Source organism: Nocardiopsis sp. NPDC058631 (assembly GCF_042716955.1).
GTDB lineage: Bacteria > Actinomycetota > Actinomycetes > Streptosporangiales > Streptosporangiaceae > Nocardiopsis.
Genome location: NZ_JBHXQY010000006.1, coordinates 67,531 through 86,073 on the forward strand (window position 1 = coordinate 67,531; position 18,543 = coordinate 86,073).

Annotated in this window: 16 protein-coding genes; 9 read left to right on the top strand and 7 right to left on the bottom strand. The window is 72.2% G+C overall.

The window, feature by feature from the left end:
* The first annotated feature begins 171 nt into the window (after nucleotides 1-171).
* The 4 genes from ACFWTE_RS04155 (at nucleotide 172) to ACFWTE_RS04170 (ending at nucleotide 4,734) form a co-directional block, all read left to right on the top strand.
* Complete coding sequence (locus ACFWTE_RS04155) at nucleotides 172-1,746, top strand: PucR family transcriptional regulator (protein WP_378777849.1); 1,575 nt, start codon at nucleotides 172-174, stop codon at nucleotides 1,744-1,746.
* 52 nt (nucleotides 1,747-1,798) lie between these two features.
* Nucleotides 1,799-2,500 carry a pentapeptide repeat-containing protein gene (locus ACFWTE_RS04160; RefSeq protein ID WP_378777851.1) on the top strand — a complete coding sequence of 234 codons (702 nt, stop codon included), beginning with the start codon at nucleotides 1,799-1,801 and terminating at the stop codon, nucleotides 2,498-2,500.
* A 306-nt stretch (nucleotides 2,501-2,806) separates the two neighbouring features.
* Nucleotides 2,807-3,376, top strand: a complete 570-nt coding sequence (locus ACFWTE_RS04165; RefSeq protein ID WP_378777853.1) for a TetR/AcrR family transcriptional regulator — start codon at nucleotides 2,807-2,809, stop codon at nucleotides 3,374-3,376.
* A 170-nt stretch (nucleotides 3,377-3,546) separates the two neighbouring features.
* Nucleotides 3,547-4,734 carry a GDSL-type esterase/lipase family protein gene (locus ACFWTE_RS04170; RefSeq protein WP_378777855.1) on the top strand — a complete coding sequence of 396 codons (1,188 nt, stop codon included), beginning with the start codon at nucleotides 3,547-3,549 and terminating at the stop codon, nucleotides 4,732-4,734.
* 117 nt (nucleotides 4,735-4,851) lie between these two features.
* Here the strand turns inward: ACFWTE_RS04170 and ACFWTE_RS04175 are convergent, their stop codons facing one another.
* Nucleotides 4,852-5,790 carry an NAD(P)H-binding protein gene (locus tag ACFWTE_RS04175; protein WP_378777857.1) on the bottom strand — a complete coding sequence of 313 codons (939 nt, stop codon included), beginning with the start codon at nucleotides 5,788-5,790 and terminating at the stop codon, nucleotides 4,852-4,854.
* Nucleotides 5,791-5,871: 81 nt separating this feature from the next.
* Between ACFWTE_RS04175 and ACFWTE_RS04180 the strand changes: the two genes are divergently transcribed.
* Nucleotides 5,872-6,813, top strand: a complete 942-nt coding sequence (locus tag ACFWTE_RS04180) for an AraC family transcriptional regulator (protein ID WP_378777859.1) — start codon at nucleotides 5,872-5,874, stop codon at nucleotides 6,811-6,813.
* Between the two features lie 151 nt (nucleotides 6,814-6,964).
* Here ACFWTE_RS04180 and ACFWTE_RS04185 read toward each other — a convergent pair whose 3' ends face one another.
* Complete coding sequence (locus ACFWTE_RS04185; protein ID WP_378777861.1) at nucleotides 6,965-7,900, bottom strand: aminoglycoside phosphotransferase family protein; 936 nt, start codon at nucleotides 7,898-7,900, stop codon at nucleotides 6,965-6,967.
* A 386-nt stretch (nucleotides 7,901-8,286) separates the two neighbouring features.
* Here ACFWTE_RS04185 and ACFWTE_RS04190 point away from each other — a divergent pair, with 386 nt between their 5' ends.
* Entirely contained in the window at nucleotides 8,287-8,631 is a 345-nt protein-coding gene (locus ACFWTE_RS04190) for a WGxxGxxG family protein (RefSeq protein WP_378777863.1), read from the top strand.
* Nucleotides 8,632-8,690: 59 nt separating this feature from the next.
* On the opposite strand, the gene ACFWTE_RS04195 is transcribed toward ACFWTE_RS04190, so the two are convergent.
* Together ACFWTE_RS04195 and ACFWTE_RS04200 are read right to left on the bottom strand one after the other, a co-directional pair.
* Nucleotides 8,691-8,915, bottom strand: a complete 225-nt coding sequence (locus ACFWTE_RS04195; RefSeq protein ID WP_378777893.1) for an integrase core domain-containing protein — start codon at nucleotides 8,913-8,915, stop codon at nucleotides 8,691-8,693.
* Between the two features lie 388 nt (nucleotides 8,916-9,303).
* Nucleotides 9,304-10,278, bottom strand: a complete 975-nt coding sequence (locus ACFWTE_RS04200; RefSeq protein ID WP_378777865.1) for a LysR family transcriptional regulator — start codon at nucleotides 10,276-10,278, stop codon at nucleotides 9,304-9,306.
* 36 nt (nucleotides 10,279-10,314) lie between these two features.
* On the opposite strand from ACFWTE_RS04200, the gene ACFWTE_RS04205 reads away from it, so the two are divergent.
* Entirely contained in the window at nucleotides 10,315-11,169 is an 855-nt protein-coding gene (locus tag ACFWTE_RS04205) for a serine hydrolase (protein WP_378777867.1), read from the top strand.
* Between the two features lie 122 nt (nucleotides 11,170-11,291).
* The gene (locus tag ACFWTE_RS04210; protein WP_378777869.1) at nucleotides 11,292-12,260 is read left to right on the top strand and encodes an MBL fold metallo-hydrolase; all 969 of its coding nucleotides are present in this window, start codon (nucleotides 11,292-11,294) and stop codon (nucleotides 12,258-12,260) included.
* A gap of 68 nt (nucleotides 12,261-12,328) precedes the next feature.
* Here the strand turns inward: ACFWTE_RS04210 and ACFWTE_RS04215 are convergent, their stop codons facing one another.
* Together ACFWTE_RS04215 and ACFWTE_RS04220 are read right to left on the bottom strand one after the other, a co-directional pair.
* A complete protein-coding gene (locus ACFWTE_RS04215) occupies nucleotides 12,329-13,453 on the bottom strand; it encodes an endo-1,4-beta-xylanase (RefSeq protein ID WP_378777894.1) in 1,125 nt (374 codons plus the stop codon).
* A gap of 17 nt (nucleotides 13,454-13,470) precedes the next feature.
* Nucleotides 13,471-14,724, bottom strand: a complete 1,254-nt coding sequence (locus ACFWTE_RS04220) for a cytochrome P450 (RefSeq protein WP_378777870.1) — start codon at nucleotides 14,722-14,724, stop codon at nucleotides 13,471-13,473.
* Nucleotides 14,725-15,441: 717 nt separating this feature from the next.
* Here ACFWTE_RS04220 and ACFWTE_RS04225 point away from each other — a divergent pair.
* Nucleotides 15,442-17,253, top strand: a complete 1,812-nt coding sequence (locus tag ACFWTE_RS04225) for a serine/threonine protein kinase (protein WP_378777871.1) — start codon at nucleotides 15,442-15,444, stop codon at nucleotides 17,251-17,253.
* A gap of 24 nt (nucleotides 17,254-17,277) precedes the next feature.
* On the opposite strand, the gene ACFWTE_RS04230 is transcribed toward ACFWTE_RS04225, so the two are convergent.
* A complete protein-coding gene (locus tag ACFWTE_RS04230; protein WP_378777872.1) occupies nucleotides 17,278-18,483 on the bottom strand; it encodes an FAD-dependent oxidoreductase in 1,206 nt (401 codons plus the stop codon).
* Nucleotides 18,484-18,543: the final 60 nt, after the last annotated feature.

Here is an 18,543-nt window from a genome sequence, read left to right on the forward strand (position 1 = left end):
GAAGTACAACACCGATGGACGGGTCCAACCAGGACGTGATGACATGAAGTGATCCTGGAACGAACGGTTAGGGTTGGGCGTTTCCTACAAGCGACGTTCTCGGAAATCCTCCCAGCCGTCGCCCACGCACTGCGGGCAGCGGCTCGCCAGCACGAGTACAGAAGGACGTTCATGCAGATCAGTGAGCTGCTCGCGATCAAGCGGCTGCACCTGAGGTTCCTGTCGGGTGCGGAGCACGCGCCCCGCACCCTGCGGTGGGCGTACACCACCGATCTGCTCGAACCGGCCCGCTACCTGCGCGGCGGGGAGTTCGTCCTCACCGGCATGATGTGGCGTACCCGCCCCGAGGACTCGGAGACCTTCGTGTCCTCCGTGGTCAGCGCGGGAGCCGTCGCCCTGGGCGCCGGCACCGCCCTGGGCGAGATTCCTCCCGACCTGGTCGAGGCCTGCATCGCCCACGACCTGCCGCTGGTGGAGATCCCGGCGCAGACGTCCTTCGGCGCGGTCACCGAGGAGGTGCTGCGCTCCCTCACCCAGCGCCGCTTCACCACCATCTCCGAGACCCGCGACCGCCACCGCCGGCTCATGGCCGAGGTCGCCGCCGGAGCCGATTTCCCCGAGGCGTTCACCGCGGCCACCGCGCAGGCGGGGCAGACCGCCTGGGTGATCTCCTCCACCGGGCGCCACGTCGCCGCATCCGGGGCGCCGCTGCCGGAGGCCGACCGTGAGTGGCTCGCCGCCAGGGCGCTGACCTGGCCGACCTTTCCGCACACCACCCGCCTGCCCGAGGAGGGGGGCCGGGCCCTGACCGTGCTCCCCGTCCAGACCAAGGAGTCCCACCCCCTCGCCACGTGGCTGATGGTCTGCGGGGGCGACCACACCACCTGGACAGAGGAGGAGCACGAGGCGGTCGCCGAACTCGTCTCCGTCGCGGTGCTCGCCCGCAGCCGTGCCGAGGAGCGCACACTGGCCGACGCGCGCCACCTGGAGGGGCTGCCCCGGCTGCTGGCCGCCCAGCGCTTCGACGAGGTCACCGAGCTGATGCGCGGAACCGGGACGGCCAGGGGCGCCGAGGAGGGCGGCCACGTCGTCGTGAGCGCCGTGATGCTGCCCGAGCCCCGCCTTCCCGACCTGGCCCGGAGGGTGGTCACCGAACTGGTCGCCGACCACCCCGGGGCCGTCGTCACCGGCGACACCGACACCCTCGCCGTCCTCCCGGTGACGGGGGCAGGATCCGACACCCGCGCACGGGCCGAGGAGATCCGCGCCCGGCTGGTCCACCGCGCCCGCGTCCTGGACGGCGGCCTGCTCGACTACCGGCTCGCCATCGGCCTGAGTTCGGCCGCCCGCGGCATCCCCGAGCTGCGGGGCGCCGCCGTGGAGGCACGCCACGCCCGCCGCCTGGCCGAGCTGCGGGGCGGCCGGTCCAGGGTGATCGCCGGCGCCGAGATCGACTCGCACGAGCTGCTGCTCGCCTCCGTCCCCGAGGAGGTCCAGTCCTCCTACCGGGAGCGGCTCCTGGGGCCGCTGATCGCCTATGACCGCGACCACCGATCGGAGCTCGTGGCCACCCTGGAGCGGTTCCTCGCCCACTCGGGGTCCTGGCAGCGCTGCGCGGCCGCCATGCACGTCCACGTCAACACGCTGCGGTACCGGATCGGGCGGGTGGAGGAACTGACAGGGCGGGACCTGAGCAGCCTGGAGCACAGGGTGGACCTCTTCCTCGCCCTCAAACTCCGCGACTGAAGGGGGACGGGGCGGCCGCGGACCGTCGCACGCGACCGCTAGGGTCCTCGCGATGAGTACCGACCCTTCCTCTCCCGAGACCACCGACGCGGACCTGTCCGAGTCCGACCTGCGCGACGTCCTGGCCGACGCCACGGCCGCGCCACGCGTGTTCACCCGGTGCGACCTGTCCGGCGCCGACCTGCGGGACGTCGACCTCGTGGACGCCGTCTTCACCGACTGCCGGATGGACGGCGCCCGGTTCGAGCGCGCCGCCCTGGACGGCGCCAGGTTCACGGGGGGAGGGGCTCCGGGCGCACTCTTCTCCGGGGCGGAGTGCGCCGACACCCGCTTCGAGCGGATGGACCTGGCCAACACCCGCTGGCAGAGCGCCCTGCTCACCGACACGGTCTTCACGGGGTGCCGGCTGACCGGTGCGGGGCTGACCTCGCTGCGGGGTGTCGGCTACACCTTCGCCCAGTGCAACATGATGCTGGCGCGCTGCAAGGGCATCTCGCTGCGCGGCCAGACGCTGGAGGGGCTGCGCCTGGACGAGGCGGACCTGGCCGGTGCCGACCTGCGCGAGACGGTGTGGGCGCAGTCGCGCCTGCGCGGCGCCAACCTGGTCAACGCCGCGTTCGTCGGTGCGGACCTGCGCGGGGCCGACCTGGGGGAGCTCGGCCTGGACCAGGCGGGTTACCTGCGGGGGGCCACCATCAGCCCCTCCCAGGCGGGTGCCATCCTCGGCGCCCTCGGTATCACCGTGGTCGACTAGGGAGTGTTTTTTGGAGGTTTTCGGGTCGGCGAGCGGCAGTCCAGGCGATCTCTCGCAAGACGATGTGCGAAGTTCAGCCTGGTTGTGCTTCACGAGCGCAGAGGCGCGGCGAGAGGAAGCCTGGTGGACGCGAGCCCGGAAGGATCCAAAAAACACGACCTAGGGCAGGTCCGGGACGGCGCCACCTCCGGGGTGATCCGCGCGCGGATCACCCCGGAGGCGCTTCTGCCCGCCTTCGGAGTACCGAGACTTGCCTAAAGGCTTTAGGCAAGAGTAAGGTTGCCGTAGGCGAACGGAGGAAACATGATGGCACGCGCGGGACTCACCCCCGAGCGCCTCACCCGGGCGGGGGCCGATCTGGCCGACGAGGTCGGTTTCGACCACGTGACCGCCTCGGCGCTGGCCAGGCGGTTCGACGTCAAGGTCGCGAGCCTGTACTCGCACGTGCGCAACTCCCAGGACCTCAGGACCCGGATCGCCCTGCTCGCCCTGGAGGAACTCGCCGACCGGGCCTCCGAGGCCGTGGCGGGGCGGGCCGGCAAGGACGCCCTGAGCGCCCTCGCCAACGTCTACCGCGACTACGCCCGCGAGCACCCCGGCCGCTACGAGGCGGCCCAGTTCAGACTCGACCCGGAGACGGCGGCCGCCAGCGCCGGCGTCAGACACGCCCGGATGACACGGGCGATCCTGCGCGGCTACGACCTGGCCGAACCGGACCAGACCCATGCGGTCCGGCTGCTGGGCAGCGTCTTCCACGGCTACGTGACCCTGGAGATGGGGGGAGGGTTCAGCCACAGCGCTCCCGATACCCAGGAGACCTGGACGCGGACCCTGGACGCCCTCGACGCCCTGCTGCGCAACTGGCCCGCCCCCTGACCACGGGCCGCCGCCCGTCCCGCCGACTCTTCGCCCGCGCGCCGGGCGGGTCCGGACCCCAGCGGACCCGCGCCGCCCCCGGAGGGCGCGCCCCCTCGCGGGCGTGTGCTCCCGGGGGCCGCGCGCCGGGCCCGGCCCACCACCGACATCCCACACCACGGCAGGCTGACATGACACACACCCAGGACTCCTGGACCACCACGACCATCACCCCCGACCTCCTGAGGGGAGCCCTCGACCTGGAGCGCACCGCACGCGGCGTGCTGCCGCACCGGCTGCCCGCCCGCGCCCGCGCCCAGTGCGCCGACCCGCAGCTGCTGATGGCGCAGTCCCAGCCCTCCGGGGTGCGGGTGGCCCTGCGTACGGCCGCCACCGCCGTCGAACTCGACGTCGTGGCCACCAAGCGCGTCTACAAGGGGGCCCCGCCCCGCCCGGACGGAGTGTACGAACTGCTCGTGGACGGCCGCCTCACCGACCGGGCGGTCGTGTCCGACGGTGACGCCCTGCACATCGACCTGATGACCGGCGCGGCCGAACTCCGGCCCGGCCCGGTCGGCACCGTCCGCTTCGACGGCCTGCCCGACCGGCTCAAGGACGTCGAGATCTGGCTTCCGCACAACGAGACCACCGAGCTGGTGGCCCTGCGGGCGGACGACCGGGTCGAGCCGCTGCCGGACCGCGGCCGCAGAGTGTGGCTGCACCACGGCAGCTCGATCAGCCACGGCTCCGATGCCGCCGGCCCGACCACCACCTGGCCCGCCCTCGCCGCCTCCCTGGGCGCCGTGGACCTGGTCAACCTCGGCCTGTCCGGCAGCGCCCTGCTCGACCCGTTCACCGCCCGCGCCATGCGGGACACCGCCGCCGACCTGATCAGCGTCAAGATCGGCATCAACCTGGTCAACAGCGATCTGATGCGCCTGCGCGCCTTCGGTCCGGCGGTGCACGGTTTCCTCGACACCATCCGTGAGGGCCATCCGACCGCGCCGCTCCTGGTCGCCTCGGCCCTCTACTGCCCCATCCACGAGGACACGCCGGGGCCCTGCGCCTTCGACCCCGAGGGCCTCAGCGGCGGCCAACTGCGGTTCAGGGCCACCGGGGACCCGGCGGAGCGCGCCGCCGGGAAGCTGACGCTCAGCGTCATCCGGGAGGAGCTGTCCCGCATCGTGCGGGAGCGGGCTGCCGACGACCCGAACCTGTACCACCTGGACGGTCGGGACCTCTACGGCGCGGCCGACTACGACGAGCTGCCGCTGCCCGACGAGCTCCACCCGGACGCCGCCACGCACCGGCTGGTCGGGGAGCGCTTCGCCGCGCTCGCCTTCGGGGAGGGCGGCCCGTTCGCCGACAAGAGGTCCTGAGGCCCGTCCGCCCCCGCTCCGCCCGGCGGGGCCGGCTCGCGGGCCCGGGCAGGGAGCGATCGGCCGGAAGGGGCTCCGGGGACGGAGCCCTGCTCTCCATCTCCCCGGATGGTAAATCTACGACGTAAAGGTGGCAGTCGCGTAGTTCACCACCCCTGCCTTCCCACCTTCGACATCCGACCAGGCTCCTGCCTCAGCAGCCTTCCTTGCGAACTCACCGAAGGCGCGGGGCTCACGCCCCAGGGTGCTGCGGACCCCGTCCGACAGGTGTGCGTCCTTGCCGCGCGGGATGGGGGAGAGCGTCATCGCGAACGCCTCGGCGTCCTCGGCGGAGACACCCTGTCCGACGAGCTCCGCGACGAACTCGTCGGTGGCCAGCGGGACGTAGTCCACGGTCCGCCCGGTGGCCGCGGAGATCTCCGCGGCCACCTCCGCCATGGTCAGGGCGCTCGGCCCCGAGAGTTCGTAGATCCTGCCCGCGTGCCCGGTCCCGGTGAGGGCGGCGACGGCCACCTCCGCGATGTCCTCGACGTCGACGAAGCTCGCCGCGCCGTCCCCGGTGGGAAGGCGCATCTCGCCGGAGCGGACCAGGTCGGCGAGGAAGCCCTCGTCGAAGTTCTGGGAGTACCACCCCGGGCGCAGGAGCGTCCACTCCAGGCCGCTGGCGACGACCGCGTCCTCGGCGTCCACGAGCGTGTTCCCCGTCAGGACGGCGCCCGGCAGGTAGTCGGGGTCGTCGATTCCGCGGCCCGAGAGCAGGACGATCCTGCGCAGTCCCGCAGCCTCCGCCTGCTCGACGAACGGCCGCACGACCGGGGCGGGGTCGAAGGGGACCACGTAGGCCGTTTCCACACCCTCCAGGGCGGGGCCCCACGTGGCGCGGTCGTTCCAGTCGAAGGGCCACTCGCCCGAGCGCGACGCCGCGCGCACCTCGTGCCCGGCGGCGCGCAGTCGGGCGACCACCCTCCGGCCGGTCTTGCCCGTGGCGCCGACCACCAGGATCGGTCGTCGCGTCGTGTTGTCGGTGGTGTCCGTGATGTTCCGTGTGTGTGCCATGCCCCTGAGTCAACCGGAGCGGGGTGAGACGATCCATGGTTGTGAGGCTCATCCCGATGTTTCAACGTCTAGTGTTTCGGTATGGATGCTCTTGCTGACCTGCTGGACGGAGTTCGGGCCCGGGGTGCCCTGTTCAGCCAGTCGCTCATGACCCCTCCCTGGGCGGTGCGGTTCCAGAACAGGTCGCCGCTGAGGGTGGCCACCATGGTGCGCGGGCGCGGGTGGATCGTGCCCGAGCGCGGCGACCCGGTCGCGCTGGGCACCGGGGACGTCGCGATCGTGCGGGGCCCCGGGCCGTGCACGGTGGCCGACCACCCGGGCACCCGGCCGACCTGTGTGGTCCACTCCGCAGACGTTTGCACCACCCCCGACGGCGGTGAGTTCGACGAGGGGGCCCTGCTCGGTCCGCGCACCTACGGGGACCGCCCCGAGGCGCCGGACCGTCTTCTCGGGGCCTCCTACGAGCTCGGGGGAGAGGTCAGCCGGCGCCTGCTGTCCGCCCTTCCCGACGTACTGGTGGTCCCCGCCCACGAGTGCCACGCCCCCGTCACCGCGATGATCGCCGAGGAGGTCGTCTGCCAGGCACCCGGGCAGCAGGTGGTCCTGGACCGCCTGCTGGACCTGCTGCTCATCTCCACCCTGCGGGCCTGGTTCGACCGCCCCGGATCCCACGCGCCCGCCTGGTACGCCGCCATGGGGGATCCGGTGGTGGGCAGGGCCCTGCGGTTGCTCCACGACGCCCCGGAGCGCCCGTGGACGGTCGCCGCTCTCGCGGACGGCTGCGGGGTCTCCCGGGCCGCGCTCGCCCGCCGGTTCACGGCGCTGGTGGGCGAACCCCCCATGGCGTACCTGACCGGGTGGCGCATCGCCCGGGCCGCCGACCTGCTGCGCGGCGGTGACAGCACGGTCGCCTCGATCGCGCGCCGGGTGGGCTACGCGAACACGTTCGCGCTGAGTGTGGCGTTCAAGCGACTGCGCGGGATGAGCCCCACCGAGTACCGCAGGGCGCTCGCCGCCGCCTGAGCGTGCGATCTGCCCCGCCCGGTCCGCGGACCCGGCTGCCACGGGGCGCTCGGGGGAGCGGGACGAGGTGTGTTCCGCGTCATCGGTGCGGTGGTGCGCCGCCTTCGAAGGGCAGCGCCGGGTGGCGGGCGCCCGCCACCCGGCGGGTGTGTCACCCGGCCAGGGCGTCGGCGACGGCCCTGGTGGCGCCGAACCGCGCGTGGCGGCCGTCCTCCATCTGCCACAGGCAGTCCTCCAGGGCGCGGACGAGCGTCCAGGCCCGGGCGCGGTCCCGGTCGATCCCCGCGGCCTCGGTCAGCAGGTCGAACCTGCGGCGCACCGAGGCGGGGGCGCGTCCGGGGGCGGCCTCCTCGGCGAACCTGTTGCGCAGGGCCGGCATCAGTTCGTACCCGGGGTCTCCGACGAGCGGCTTGGGGTCGATGGCCACCCAGGGGTCGGGGCGTGTGCCGGGCAGGGGTGCGAGCACGTTCGCGTAGTGCAGGTCCCAGTGCAGGAGCCGGTCGCCGGGTTCGGAGGCCATCTCCCGGGCGACCGCCGTCCAGCGGGCCAGGGAGCGCCGTGCGCGGCCGTCGATCCGCTCGTCGGCCAGGAAGGGTTGGGTGCGTCGCACCAGGGACCGCGTCACGGTTGCGAGCCCGCGTACCCCGTCCGGTCCCGGGTGTGCGTTGAGCCGGGCGAGGAGTTCGCCGATGACGGTCAGGGCCCGGTCCAGGGGCTCGTGTTCCAGGGTGCGGGCGGGGTCGAGTGCTTCGAGGAGCAGGGCTCCGGTGGCGGGGTCGTGTTCGAGCAGGCGGACCGCTCCGTCGCCCGCCCAGACGCGCAGAGCCACGGGTTCGCCCTCGGTCTCGTCGTCGACGGGTTGCATCTTGAGGACTGCTGGGGAGCCGTCGGCGCGTCGTACCGGGACCACGAGGGCGACCATGCCGTGCATGGGTGCGCCGGTGGGGGTCAGGTTCCACCGGCGGAGGTGGAGGCCGGTCAGCGCGGGCAGGGCACAGGTCCACTCGGGGCCGAAGTTGTGGTCCAGGAGTGGTGCCAGTGCCCGGGGAACGGTGATCGGAGGTGGTGGGGACGTCGGTTCGTGCATGGTTCCTCTTCTTCGTCGTCGGATCGTGGTGACGAAGAAGGGGTGGGGGACCACGGGTCTAACGCATACCGAACACCTCGCGGGTCCTTCTTGGGTTTGAGAGCCTCCATCGTACCCGGCACGAAACACCACCTTCCCGGCCGTGCTCGGCATCGCCTGCATTCATGGCTTTTGGGATGAGCTCTCATCCCGGCGATTTTCACGCAAGAAGGCCGACATAAAAAATTGGCAGCTTTGGAGTCAACAGTGGCAAAGGTGGATGAAGCCGGGCGACCCATTCGTTGCAGTACGCTGTTGCATCATGTCTTGCGTCGGGTTTTCATTTGATCAGCACGAGAACGGGTTTATCTTTCTTTCTTGAGGGAAACAGGAAGGAGGGAGCTTTCGTGATCAAGCTGCCAAAGGGTGTAACCGAAAACTGTTTCCGAGGCTTCGGGGGAGTTATGAAAAATATTTTGCTCGTATTTGGTCTGGTCGTTGCACTGGTAACGGCCCCACTCGCCGTCGAATCCGCCTCAGCTGCCACGACGGTAGCGGAGCGGACGGTCGTCGCCTCGGGCACGGAGCTGGCCGGCGGCACCAACGCCGACGCCAGCCCCACCGAGAGCAACGAGGAGGGGACCTCGGGCCTTTGGGGTCTGCTCGGGTTGCTCGGCCTTTTGGGGCTGATCGGCCTGCGCAAGGGTCGGCAGCCCCACCGTGGTTCGTCCACGAATCGTGGAGCGCCGTAGTAATGACGGCTTGGCTGGTTGGCATGTACTGAGTTTGGTGGAGCTGTGTTTCTGGGTTCTCAGGCCACGGTGCTCGGTTGTCTCTTCTCGAACTCTACGGGTGTCAGCCAGCCGATCGCCGAGCACCGGCGCTGACGGTTGTGGAAGATCTCCAGGTACTCGAAGATCGCGTTCGCCAACTCCAACCGGGTCCGCCACCTGGGTCGATCCAGCGGTTCGACCTGCATGCGCGACCGGAACGACTCGATGACCGCGTTGTCGTAGCGGTCCCCGGTCGTCCCCATCGAGGGCACCGGACCCGGCTCCTCGGCCCGGTGAGCGAAGGTCGAGGCCCGAACTCCGGCCCCGGTTCGCGGTTTTCGACGGTCATGCCCAGCGCGTTCGTGGTCAGAGCCGGCGTGGGCGGGGAATCGATCGCCCACCCGACCACACGCCGCGAGCACACGTCCAGCACCACCGCGCAGTGCGCCTCGCCCTCCCGGGTGGGGTGCTCGGTGGTATAGGGGCCCACCACTGCTCCAGACCCTGTCGGTCTAACCAGACATACAGGGATGTTTCATTCCAATCTCATGGAGAGGGGTCGTCTCCGGATCATGGACGGCACGACCCTGTCGCTGCCGCCCGTGTGGCGTCCCCTCCTGTTCCGCGTGTTCGGCGGAGTGTCCGGGGCCGTCAGCGGGGCCGGGTGAGGGATCTGCCCCCGTAGACCAGGGACCAGGGGCGTTCCTCGTCCCGGTCGGCCAGGGGGCCGTGCGGGCGGGACGGTCCGGAGAGGACCCGTGCCGCCACCTCTGCGAAGACCGGGGCGGCCGGATGGGCGTCCCGGGCGGGGCGTACCGCCTCCGTGCGCCGGGACAGGGGTGCGCCCTCCAGCCGCCGCCAGGCCAGGCGGGGCTCCCTGGCGGTCGCCTCCGCGGTCTCCAACCCCACTCCGAGGCCGGCCAGCACCAGGCCCAGCAGGAATCCCGTGTCCCCGGCCTCCCGCACTCTCGGGGGGACCCACCCGTGTTCGCGGCACACCGCGAGCACCCGCTCGAACCAGGCGGGGTCCGAACGGCGTGTGGACAGGACGAGTTCGCGGCCCGCCAGGTCGGCGAGCGCCACGGTCGCGGGGCGTGTCGGCGCCTCCCCGCGGGGGAGCGCCGCCCCCAGCTCCTCCTGGCACACCGGTTCGCCGACCAGACCTGACCCCTCGAACGGCGCGGTCAGGAGCCCGGTGTCCACGGTTCCCTCACCCAGGGCGCGCACCAGTTCGGTTCCGGACATCTCGCACAGGTCGACGTCCAGTCCGGGGGCGTGTTCGGCCATCCCCTCGACCAGGCCGCGCAGTGCGGTCGCCGGGGTGCCGGGTCGCACGGCCGCCCGCAGGGTGCCGAGTTCGCCGTCGCGCAGGCGGCGCATGGTCTCCCTGAGCCGGGCCTCGCCCGCGACGAGGTCGCGGGCCTGGGCGACCAGGAGCCGCCCGGCGGGGGTGAGCGCGACCTGGCGGCGGGACCGGTCGAAGAGGGTCACCCCCAGTTCCTCCTCCAGCCGGCGTACCGACTGGCTCAGGGCCGGCTGGGCGATCCCCAGCTCGACCGAGGCCTCGCCGAAGTGCCCTTCGCGTGCCACCACCAGGAAGTACCGCAGATGCCGTCCGAGATCCACGGCCAGACACTAGCGGAAGCCGTTAGCGTGGGCGCCGTGACCACCACCGACACCCCTGCCGTGCGCGTGCACGCCCGTGAGATCGACGGAACCCGCGAGTGGGGGCACCTCGCGGGCGATCCGGTCGTCCTGGCCTCCGTCGCGAAGATCCTCATCGTCTTGGAGTTCGCCCGTCAGGCCGGAGCGGGGCTCCTGGACCCGACCGACCGGGTCGTGGCGCGGCGCGCGGACCGCCTCGGCGGTTCGGGTACCGCGGACTTCGCCGACGACGTCGAGCTGTCCCTGCGCGACTGCGCCCACCTGGCCATGACCATCAGTGACAACACGGCCGCCGACCTGCTCGTGGACCGGGTCGGCGTCGAACCCGTGCATCTGCTCGCGGCCGAACTGGGGCTGGACGGTACCCGGTTCACGGGCGGGCCCCGTGACCTGCTGCGGGTCCTGTTGGAGGAGGGCTGGTCCGGTGGGGCCGGCCCCGGGGGGCTGCCCGCCGGTGTTCCGGGGCGTGCCACGTCCGGCACCCCGGCGGACCTCACCCTGCTCCTCCAACGGGTGTGGACCGACGAGGCCGCCCAGCCGGAGGCGTGCGCGTTCGTCCGCGACCTCATGGCGCGTCAGCTGCTGCGCACCCGTATCGCCTCGGGGTTCGGGCCCCAGGTGCGGGTGAGCGCCAAGTCCGGGACGTTGCCGGGCCTGCGGCTGGAGGCGGGGGTGGTGGAGTATCCGGACGGTGCGCGCTACGCCGTGGCGGTGTGCGCGGTGGGACCGGATCCGGGGCGGACGGGGTTGGAGGCGGACCTGGCGTTGGGCCGGGCGGCGCGCGAGGCCGTGGATCGGCTGCGATCGGCCGCCGGGGCGCGGCCGGTGGTGCGGACGGACCTGCTCCCATAGGCAAACGCCTATGGGAGCAGGTCCTTCGGTTATTGGACGCCTGTTCGGAGCCCGTGTTTGGCTGTGCGCCGTTCGGTCCAACGGGGCCGGGCGCACGAGCGGGACGGCGAGAGGACCGGGACATGGCGATCGGACGACGGGGTTTCCTGCGGGGCGCTGTGGCGGCGGGGGCGATCACGCCCCTGTTGTCGGGGGCGGCGGGTGCGGTCCCGGTCGCCTCGGCGGAGCCCTCGGGCGGTGGATCGGGTGCGACGTTCCGGTGGTGGGGCACCAGCGGCTGGCGCATCGACGTGCCGGACCGGGCGCCGATCCTGGTGGACCCGTTCCTCACCAGGTTCTCCACGGGCCTGTTCGCGCCGGACCGCAAGTTCGACGCGGCGACGGAGCTGACGGTGGACCCCGCGACAGTGGACGAGCACACGGCCGACATCGGGGAGGACGCGGTCATCCTGGTGACACACACCCACTGGGACCACTTCGCCGACGTGCCCCACATCGCGACCACCACGGGGGCGCGGGTCGTGGGGACCCTGACGACGTACCATCTCGCCCAGGCGATGGGGGTGCCGGCGGGGCAGGTGTCACCGGTGCGCGGCGGGGAGGTCCTGGACTTCGGCGGCTGCGTGGTGGAGGTCGTGTCCGCTCTGCACAGCCGCAACGCCTCCCGGTCGGTGCTCTTTCCCGGGATCCGCGTCGGTGTCCCCGACGCCCCGGCGACGATCGCGGACCTGCCCGAGGGCGACACCCTCGCCTTCCAGGTGACCCCGGGGTCCGGGCCGTCGGTGTTCCTGATGGGCGCCAGCGACTTCGCGGAGCGGGAGGTGGCGGGGTTGTCGCCGGACGTGGCGATGGTCGCGCTGCCCTCGACCTCCAGTACCCACGAGTACGTGCCCCGGCTCATCGAGGCGCTGGACAAGCCCGCGACGGTCGTGCCCGTGCACTGGGACAACTTCGAGCGGGAGCTCGTGAACCCGCCCGAGGACGGCACGGGGTCGGGGATGAGCGTGGAGGAGTTCACGGAGCAGGTGCGAAGGGTCGCTCCGCGGACGCGGGTCGTGGTCCCCGAGTACCTGTCGCCCCTGAGTTTTTGAGCCCTCTGGTGCGGCCCGCGGGTGTTCGCGGGCCGCGCCTGTGTGTCCGGGCCGGGCGGGTGCCTGGATCAGGGCCGGTGGCCGGGCCGCCGTTGGGCCGGGCGCCGTTCCAGTGCCTGCACCATGCCGGCGAGGGCGGGCTTGGGGCGGTAGGAGTCGTCGAAGGGCAGGGCCGCGGTGTAGCCGGGGAACCACTCGGGGATCCACGAGTGGTGGTCGCTGACGCCCCACACCGTGACGTTCACGCAGGTGGGCACGTCCAGGCAGGCCTCGACCACCCGCTGGTACTCGTGGGCCTGGGCCTCCAGCTGCTCGGGTCCGGGCGGCTCGGGTAGGCGCACGTCGAGTTCGCTGACGGTGACGTCCAGGCCGAGGTCGCTGTACCGGCGCATCTGGTCGGCCATGTCCTCGGGTACGGAGCCGTGCACGAAGTGTCCCTGGAACCCGATGCCGTGCAGGGGCACGCCGCGGTCCAGGAGGTCGGTCACCAGGTCGTACAGGGCGTCGGCCTTGTCCCCGGCGCCCTCGATGCCGAACTCGTTGACGTAGAGCCGGGCGTCGGGGTCCACCTCGTGCGCCATGGTCAGGGCCTGGGCGATGTAGTCCTCGCCCAGGACCTGGTACCAGAGGTTCTCCCGCAGCCGGGGCCCTGCGTCCACGAGGGGTTCGTTGATGACGTCCCAGGTGGTGATCCTGCCCTGGTAGCGGCCCAGGAGGGCGTCCATGTGCTCGCGCATCACCTTGAGCAGCTCTGCTTCGGTCCAGGAGCCCTCGGAGAGCCAGGCCGGCTGCTGGTTGTGCCACAGCAGGGTGTGGCCGCGCACGTCGAGGCCGTGGTGCTCGGCGAAGCCGACCACCGCATCGGGCCCGCTCCAGTCGAACTCGTACCGTTCCGGCTGCACGTACTGCCACTTCATGGTGTTCTCCGCGGTGACGGAGGTGTAGTTGCCGGTGACCACGTCCTGGTAGTCGTCGTCGTGGACCAGGGGGTTCACGGCCACGGCCACCCCCAGGCCGATGCCGTGCGCGTCGGCGAGTGCCGGCAGTTCGCCACCGGTGGAGTCCTCGCGCGGCAGGGCGACGACCAGGACGGCGGTGACCGCGACGGCCACCGCGCCCAGGGCCCCGGCGGCCAGCAGCCCTCCCCTGCCCCGGGCGGGTGCCCGCCGACCACCGGAGGTCGCGTTGTGCATTCCGTCCATTCCCACCCCTAGAAGGAGCCGGTGGTGACGGGGAACCCGGACAGGGAGCGCACGACCGTGGTGCCGCGGCGGGTGGGTTGCGCGGTGGGCCGCAGGCGCGGGAGCCGTTCGGCGAGGGCGCGCAGGGCGACCTCCCCCTCCAGACGGGCCAGCGGGGCTCCCAGGCAGTAGTGGACGCCGCTGGAGAAGGACAGGTGGTCGGAGGCGTCCTCGCGGGTGATGTCGAACCGGTCGGGGTCGGTGAACCGTTCCGGGTCGCGGTTGGCCGAGCCGATCAGGCACATCGCGTAGTCACCCGGGCGCATCGGCCGTCCCTGCACGGTGGTGTCGGCGTGCGACCATCTGGTGGTCATCTGCACCGGTGAGTCGAAGCGCAGGACCTCCTCCACCGCTCCGGGCGCCAGCCCGGGGTCGTCCACCAGGCGTTCCCACTGTTCGCGGTGGCGCAGCAGGGCCATCACCCCGTTCCCGATCAGGTTGACGGTGGTCTCGAACCCGGCGACCAGCAGCAGCCGGCACATCGTGCGCAGTTCGGTGGGGGTGAGCGCGCCGCCGTCGGACGCGGTCACCAGGGCGGAGATCACGTCTTCGCGGGGGGCGGCGCGCCGTTCGGCCATGAGCCGTCCGAACAGCACGTCCAATTCTGCCGCGGCCCCGTCGATCCGGCTCAGGTGACGTGCTGAGCGGGCCCCGTCCAGGGCGCCGCCGATGGCGCGGCCGATCCGTACGAACTGCTCGTCGTCCGCCTCCGGGACGCCCAGGAGGCGGCTGATGACCGCGATGGGAAGGGGTTGGGCGAGGTCGCGCATGAGGTCGAAGTCGCGCCGGGCCAGAGCGGTGTCGAGGAGTTCGTGGGTGATCTTCTCGATCTCGGCCCGGTACCCGGCCATGCGGCGCGGGCTGAACGCCGGCCGGGCCAGGGCGCGCAGCCGGGTGTGGTCGGGCGGGTCGAGGATGAGGAAGGACAGGTCGAGGATGTCGAACTGCTCGGGCAGTGCCATCCGCTCGGGTGGCTGCACCCCGAACTCCCGGCCGCGCAGCAGCGTGCTCACGGCCTCGTAGGTGTTGGCGGAGCGGAAGCCGAGTCTGCTGGTGGCGAAGGGTCCCTGGGCGCGCAGGCGGCGGTAGGTGGGGTAGGGGTTGGCGCGCCAGGGGTGGTGCAGGAGGCGGCTGGGGTGGTCGCCTGCCTGTGCGGCCAGCCATGACAGGCTGCGGGCCGTGCGCAGCCGGGCGTCGAGGCGGAGGGCGTCGAGAATCTGCATGGCTGTGGGGTCCTCTCCTGGCGGCTGTGGCCTTGCGGCTCTGGCGGGCACGGCCGGCCGTCCCCTTCCTCGCGGTGCGTCCGGGAGCGGCCGGTCCGAAAGGGGCAGTGCGCGGGCGGATGCGGGCGGGGCCGCGGTGGGGGGTGTCGTGCTCGTCCTCGTGCGGACCGGGGACCGCAGCGTAGCGGGGCCGGGCCGACCGTGAGGGGCGAATCCGGCGAGTTCGCACCGGTCTCCATTCTCTCCTGTGGCCGTTCCGGTCACGTGGGTCCCGGTGGAGGGGCGGGTGGCGGCCGCCGCGTTCCGGGAGGCGGGGGAGGCCGTCCCCGTCCCCGGGGCACGGGACGCTCTTCGACTGATCCGGGGTGACGTAGACGACACTAGGTGCGCGGAGATCGCCGCAGCCACTCCGGGTGGGAACTTGGCCGGTGGCGGCCAGGGGGGAACTCGCGGGTCCGCCGGGGCGTTTTCTGCGGGGTCGGGGCAGGGCTTCGCGGTCGGCGGGAGCGCGGCTCCGGGTTCGGGGGCGGGGCGGTGCGAGGCGGGGTGCCACGTCGGTCGCACCCCCTAGACTGGGCCCCTTCCCGTGTGTGGGCGGGGGTTCGTGCCCGTGATCGCGGGAGCCGGTCCGTGGTCGGCGCGCCGCTCGGTGTTGGCTACGATCGCGGGGATCCCGGGACCGCAGTCGCGGGATGACAGTCGCGGCAGAGTCGGAGGATGAGGACGTTGGGTCCCCTAGAGAACACTGACCCCGAACGCGTTGGCCGGTACCGGCTGATCGGGCGCCTGGGAGCCGGCGGTATGGGGCAGGTGTTCTTCGGGCGTTCGGCCGCCGGCCGGGCCGTCGCGATCAAGCGCATCCACCCGCACCTGGCCGCGGACGTGTCGTTCCGCCAGCGTTTCGCCCGTGAGGTGACCGCGGCCCGCCAGGTCAGCGGGGCGTTCACCGCGCCGGTCATCGACGCGGGTCCCGACGACGAGGTGCCGTGGCTGGTCACCTCCTATGTTCCCTCGCTGCCACTGGACGAGGCCGTGCAGGCGCACGGGCCGCTCCCGGAGGCGAGTGTGCGGGTACTCGCCGCGGGTCTGGCCGAGGCGCTCGTGGAGATCCACCGGGTCGGTCTGATCCATCGTGACTTCAAGCCGGGCAACGTGCTGCTGTCCGAGGACGGGCCCCGGGTGATCGACTTCGGTATCGCCCGTGCCACGGACGGGACGGCGGCGACCCAGTCGATCATCGGGACTCCGGGGTTCATGAGCCCCGAGCAGGTGCAGGGGGAGAACCTCACGCCCGCCAGTGACCTGTTCGCCTACGGCGCGGTCCTGGCCTTCGCGGCGTCGGGTACCGGGCCCTTCGGTGAGGGCAACATGCCCACCATGGTCATGCGCATCATCAGCCGTGAACCCGACCTGTCCGCCGTGCCCGAGAGCCTGCGCCACCTGGTCGCGGCCTGCCTGTCCAAGGACCCGCAGGGGCGGCCGGGGCCCGGCGAGATCCTCGACTACCTGGGTGACGTGCACCCGGGGGCGTCCTGGTTGCCGCCCGCGGTGATGGCGGGTGTGCGCGAGCAGGTCGCCAAGGTCAACCAGGCGCTCGCCACCTCGGCGGGGGATCCGCAGGTCACCGGCGGCCACCAGCGCACCGAGGTGCTCGGGGCGGGTGGTGCGGCGGCACTGGGCGGTGCGGCCGGGGCTCTGGGCGGGGCCGCCGCCGCGGGGGCGTTCGGCGACGACCAGGCCACCCGTGTGGCGGGTGGGACCCAGGCCGCCGACCACGGTGCCGCCTCCGGGGCGGGCCAGCAGGGGTACCAGCCCACGGCGCAGTTCCCGTCCACCCAGCAGCAGCCGGGGCAGCCGACCTCCCAGTACGGGCAGGGGGCCACCTCCCAGTACCAGCAGCAGGGGCAGGGCCGCCAGGACGGGGACGACCCCTACGCCGACCTGTACGGTGATCCGCGCGGCCGGCGGTCCGACGCGGGCTCCCACCAGCGCCGGCAGGAGGAGGGCCGCAGGCAGCAGGAGGAGCAGCGCCGGCTGGCGGTGGAGCAGCAGCGCCAGCAGGAGGACCAGCGGCGCCGTATGGAGGAGCAGAGGGCCGAGCAGCGCCGCCAACAGGAGGCCGAGCGCGTGCACCGCGACCGTCTGCGCGCGGAGCAGGACGCGGCACGCAGGGCGCAGTCCGAGGCGCGCCGGGCCGACCAGCCGGGGCTGTGGGGATTCGTCAAGCTCCTGCCGCTGCTGATCCTGCCGCTGATCCAGATCCCGCTGGGGTACGGCGCGGCGCTGGCGTGGGCGTGGTTCACCACCGAGACGGACGTGTGGACCGGGTCCGCCTACTACTTCGAGCCGTTGACGATGGACGCGTTCTGGCACGCGACGATGCTGGGCTACTTCATCCTCAACAACCTGGTGTCGTTGGAGTTCCTGGTGCGTTCGCTGCGCACCTCGTTCGTCACGGGTGCGGTGCTGGCCCTGGGCGTCGTCGCGGCGACCAACGGTCTGCTGTACAGCTTCGGTTTCTGGGGCTGATCCGGGGCGTGGTCCCGCGGGGCCTCAGTGCTCCGCGGGGATGCGCACGGTGTCGGTGAAGTCGATGCGGTGTTCGAACACCCACGCGTGCTGGTCGAACCGGGAGATCACCCGGAAGACCACGGGTAGGAACAGGTCGCGCAGGAGTACCTGGACGCGGTTGGTCGCGAGCTTGCTCGCGCCGCGTCTGCGGCCCTCGGCGACCACCCGCTCGACCCGGTCGCGGCGCAGCCGCTCGTAGGTCCGCAGTGCCGCGGCGGGGTCGGGCACGTCACGCAGGCACATGGCCAGGACGAGTGCGTCCTCCAGGGCCTGGGAGGCGCCCTGGCCGCTGGAGGAGGACATCGCGTGGGCGGCGTCGCCGAGCAGGGCGACGCGCCCCCGGGTCCAGTGCGCCAGCGAGGCGATGTCGTACACGCCCAACGGGGTGAAGGCGGACTCCTCGGCCTGGTCCAGGGCTGCGGCGATGTGGGGCTGCTCGTCGGTGAACAGTCCCTTCACGTGCTCCTTCCACCCTTGCGCGGGTGCGGTGTCGGCCGCGGTCGGTTCGGGGTGGGGCAGGTTGACGAACCAGAGGGTGCCCTCGGCGCCGGTCTGGTAGCCGAGGAAGGCCCGGCGGCCGAACACCATGCGCGTGGTGCCCTCCGGGGTGGCGGGCAGGGCGCCCGGGGGGAGTCGGCCGCCCAGGTTGAGGAGCCCGGTGTAGGCGGGTTCGGGTGCTGCGGGGTCCATGGAGCGCCGCACGGGGGAGTGGATGCCGTCGGCGCCGACGAGGACGTCGCCCTCGGCGGTGCTGCCGTCTGCGAAGGTCACGCGTACGCCGTGGCCGGTGTCGGTGTGGGACACGAGCCTCTTGCCGTAGGTGACGGGGACTGCGTGGTCCGCGGCCCCGTCGGCGAGTGCCTTCTGGAGGAGGCCGCGGGTGATCGTGATGGTGCGCAGGTCCTCTCCCTGGTGTGCGGAGCGGTCGTCGAGCGCGCCCAGCAGGCGTCCGGTTCCGTTGCGGAACTCGATGCGGTCGCTGTGGAAGGCTGCGGCGGCTGTGACGGTATCGAGCAGGCCGAGGGTGTCCAGGACGGAGAGGCCGTTGGGTGCCAGGCTCAGGTGGCTGCCCAGGGCGGTGGCCGGTCCGGTGTGGGCCTCGAAGACCTGGGCCTCGATGCCGGCCCGGTGCAGTGCGACGGCCAGGGCCGGGCCTCCGATCCCCCCGCCGCTGATGAGAACGCGCATGATGGACTCCTGGTGGTAGCGTGTCCAAGTTATTTCTTTCGGTCGAACGAAATATATGTG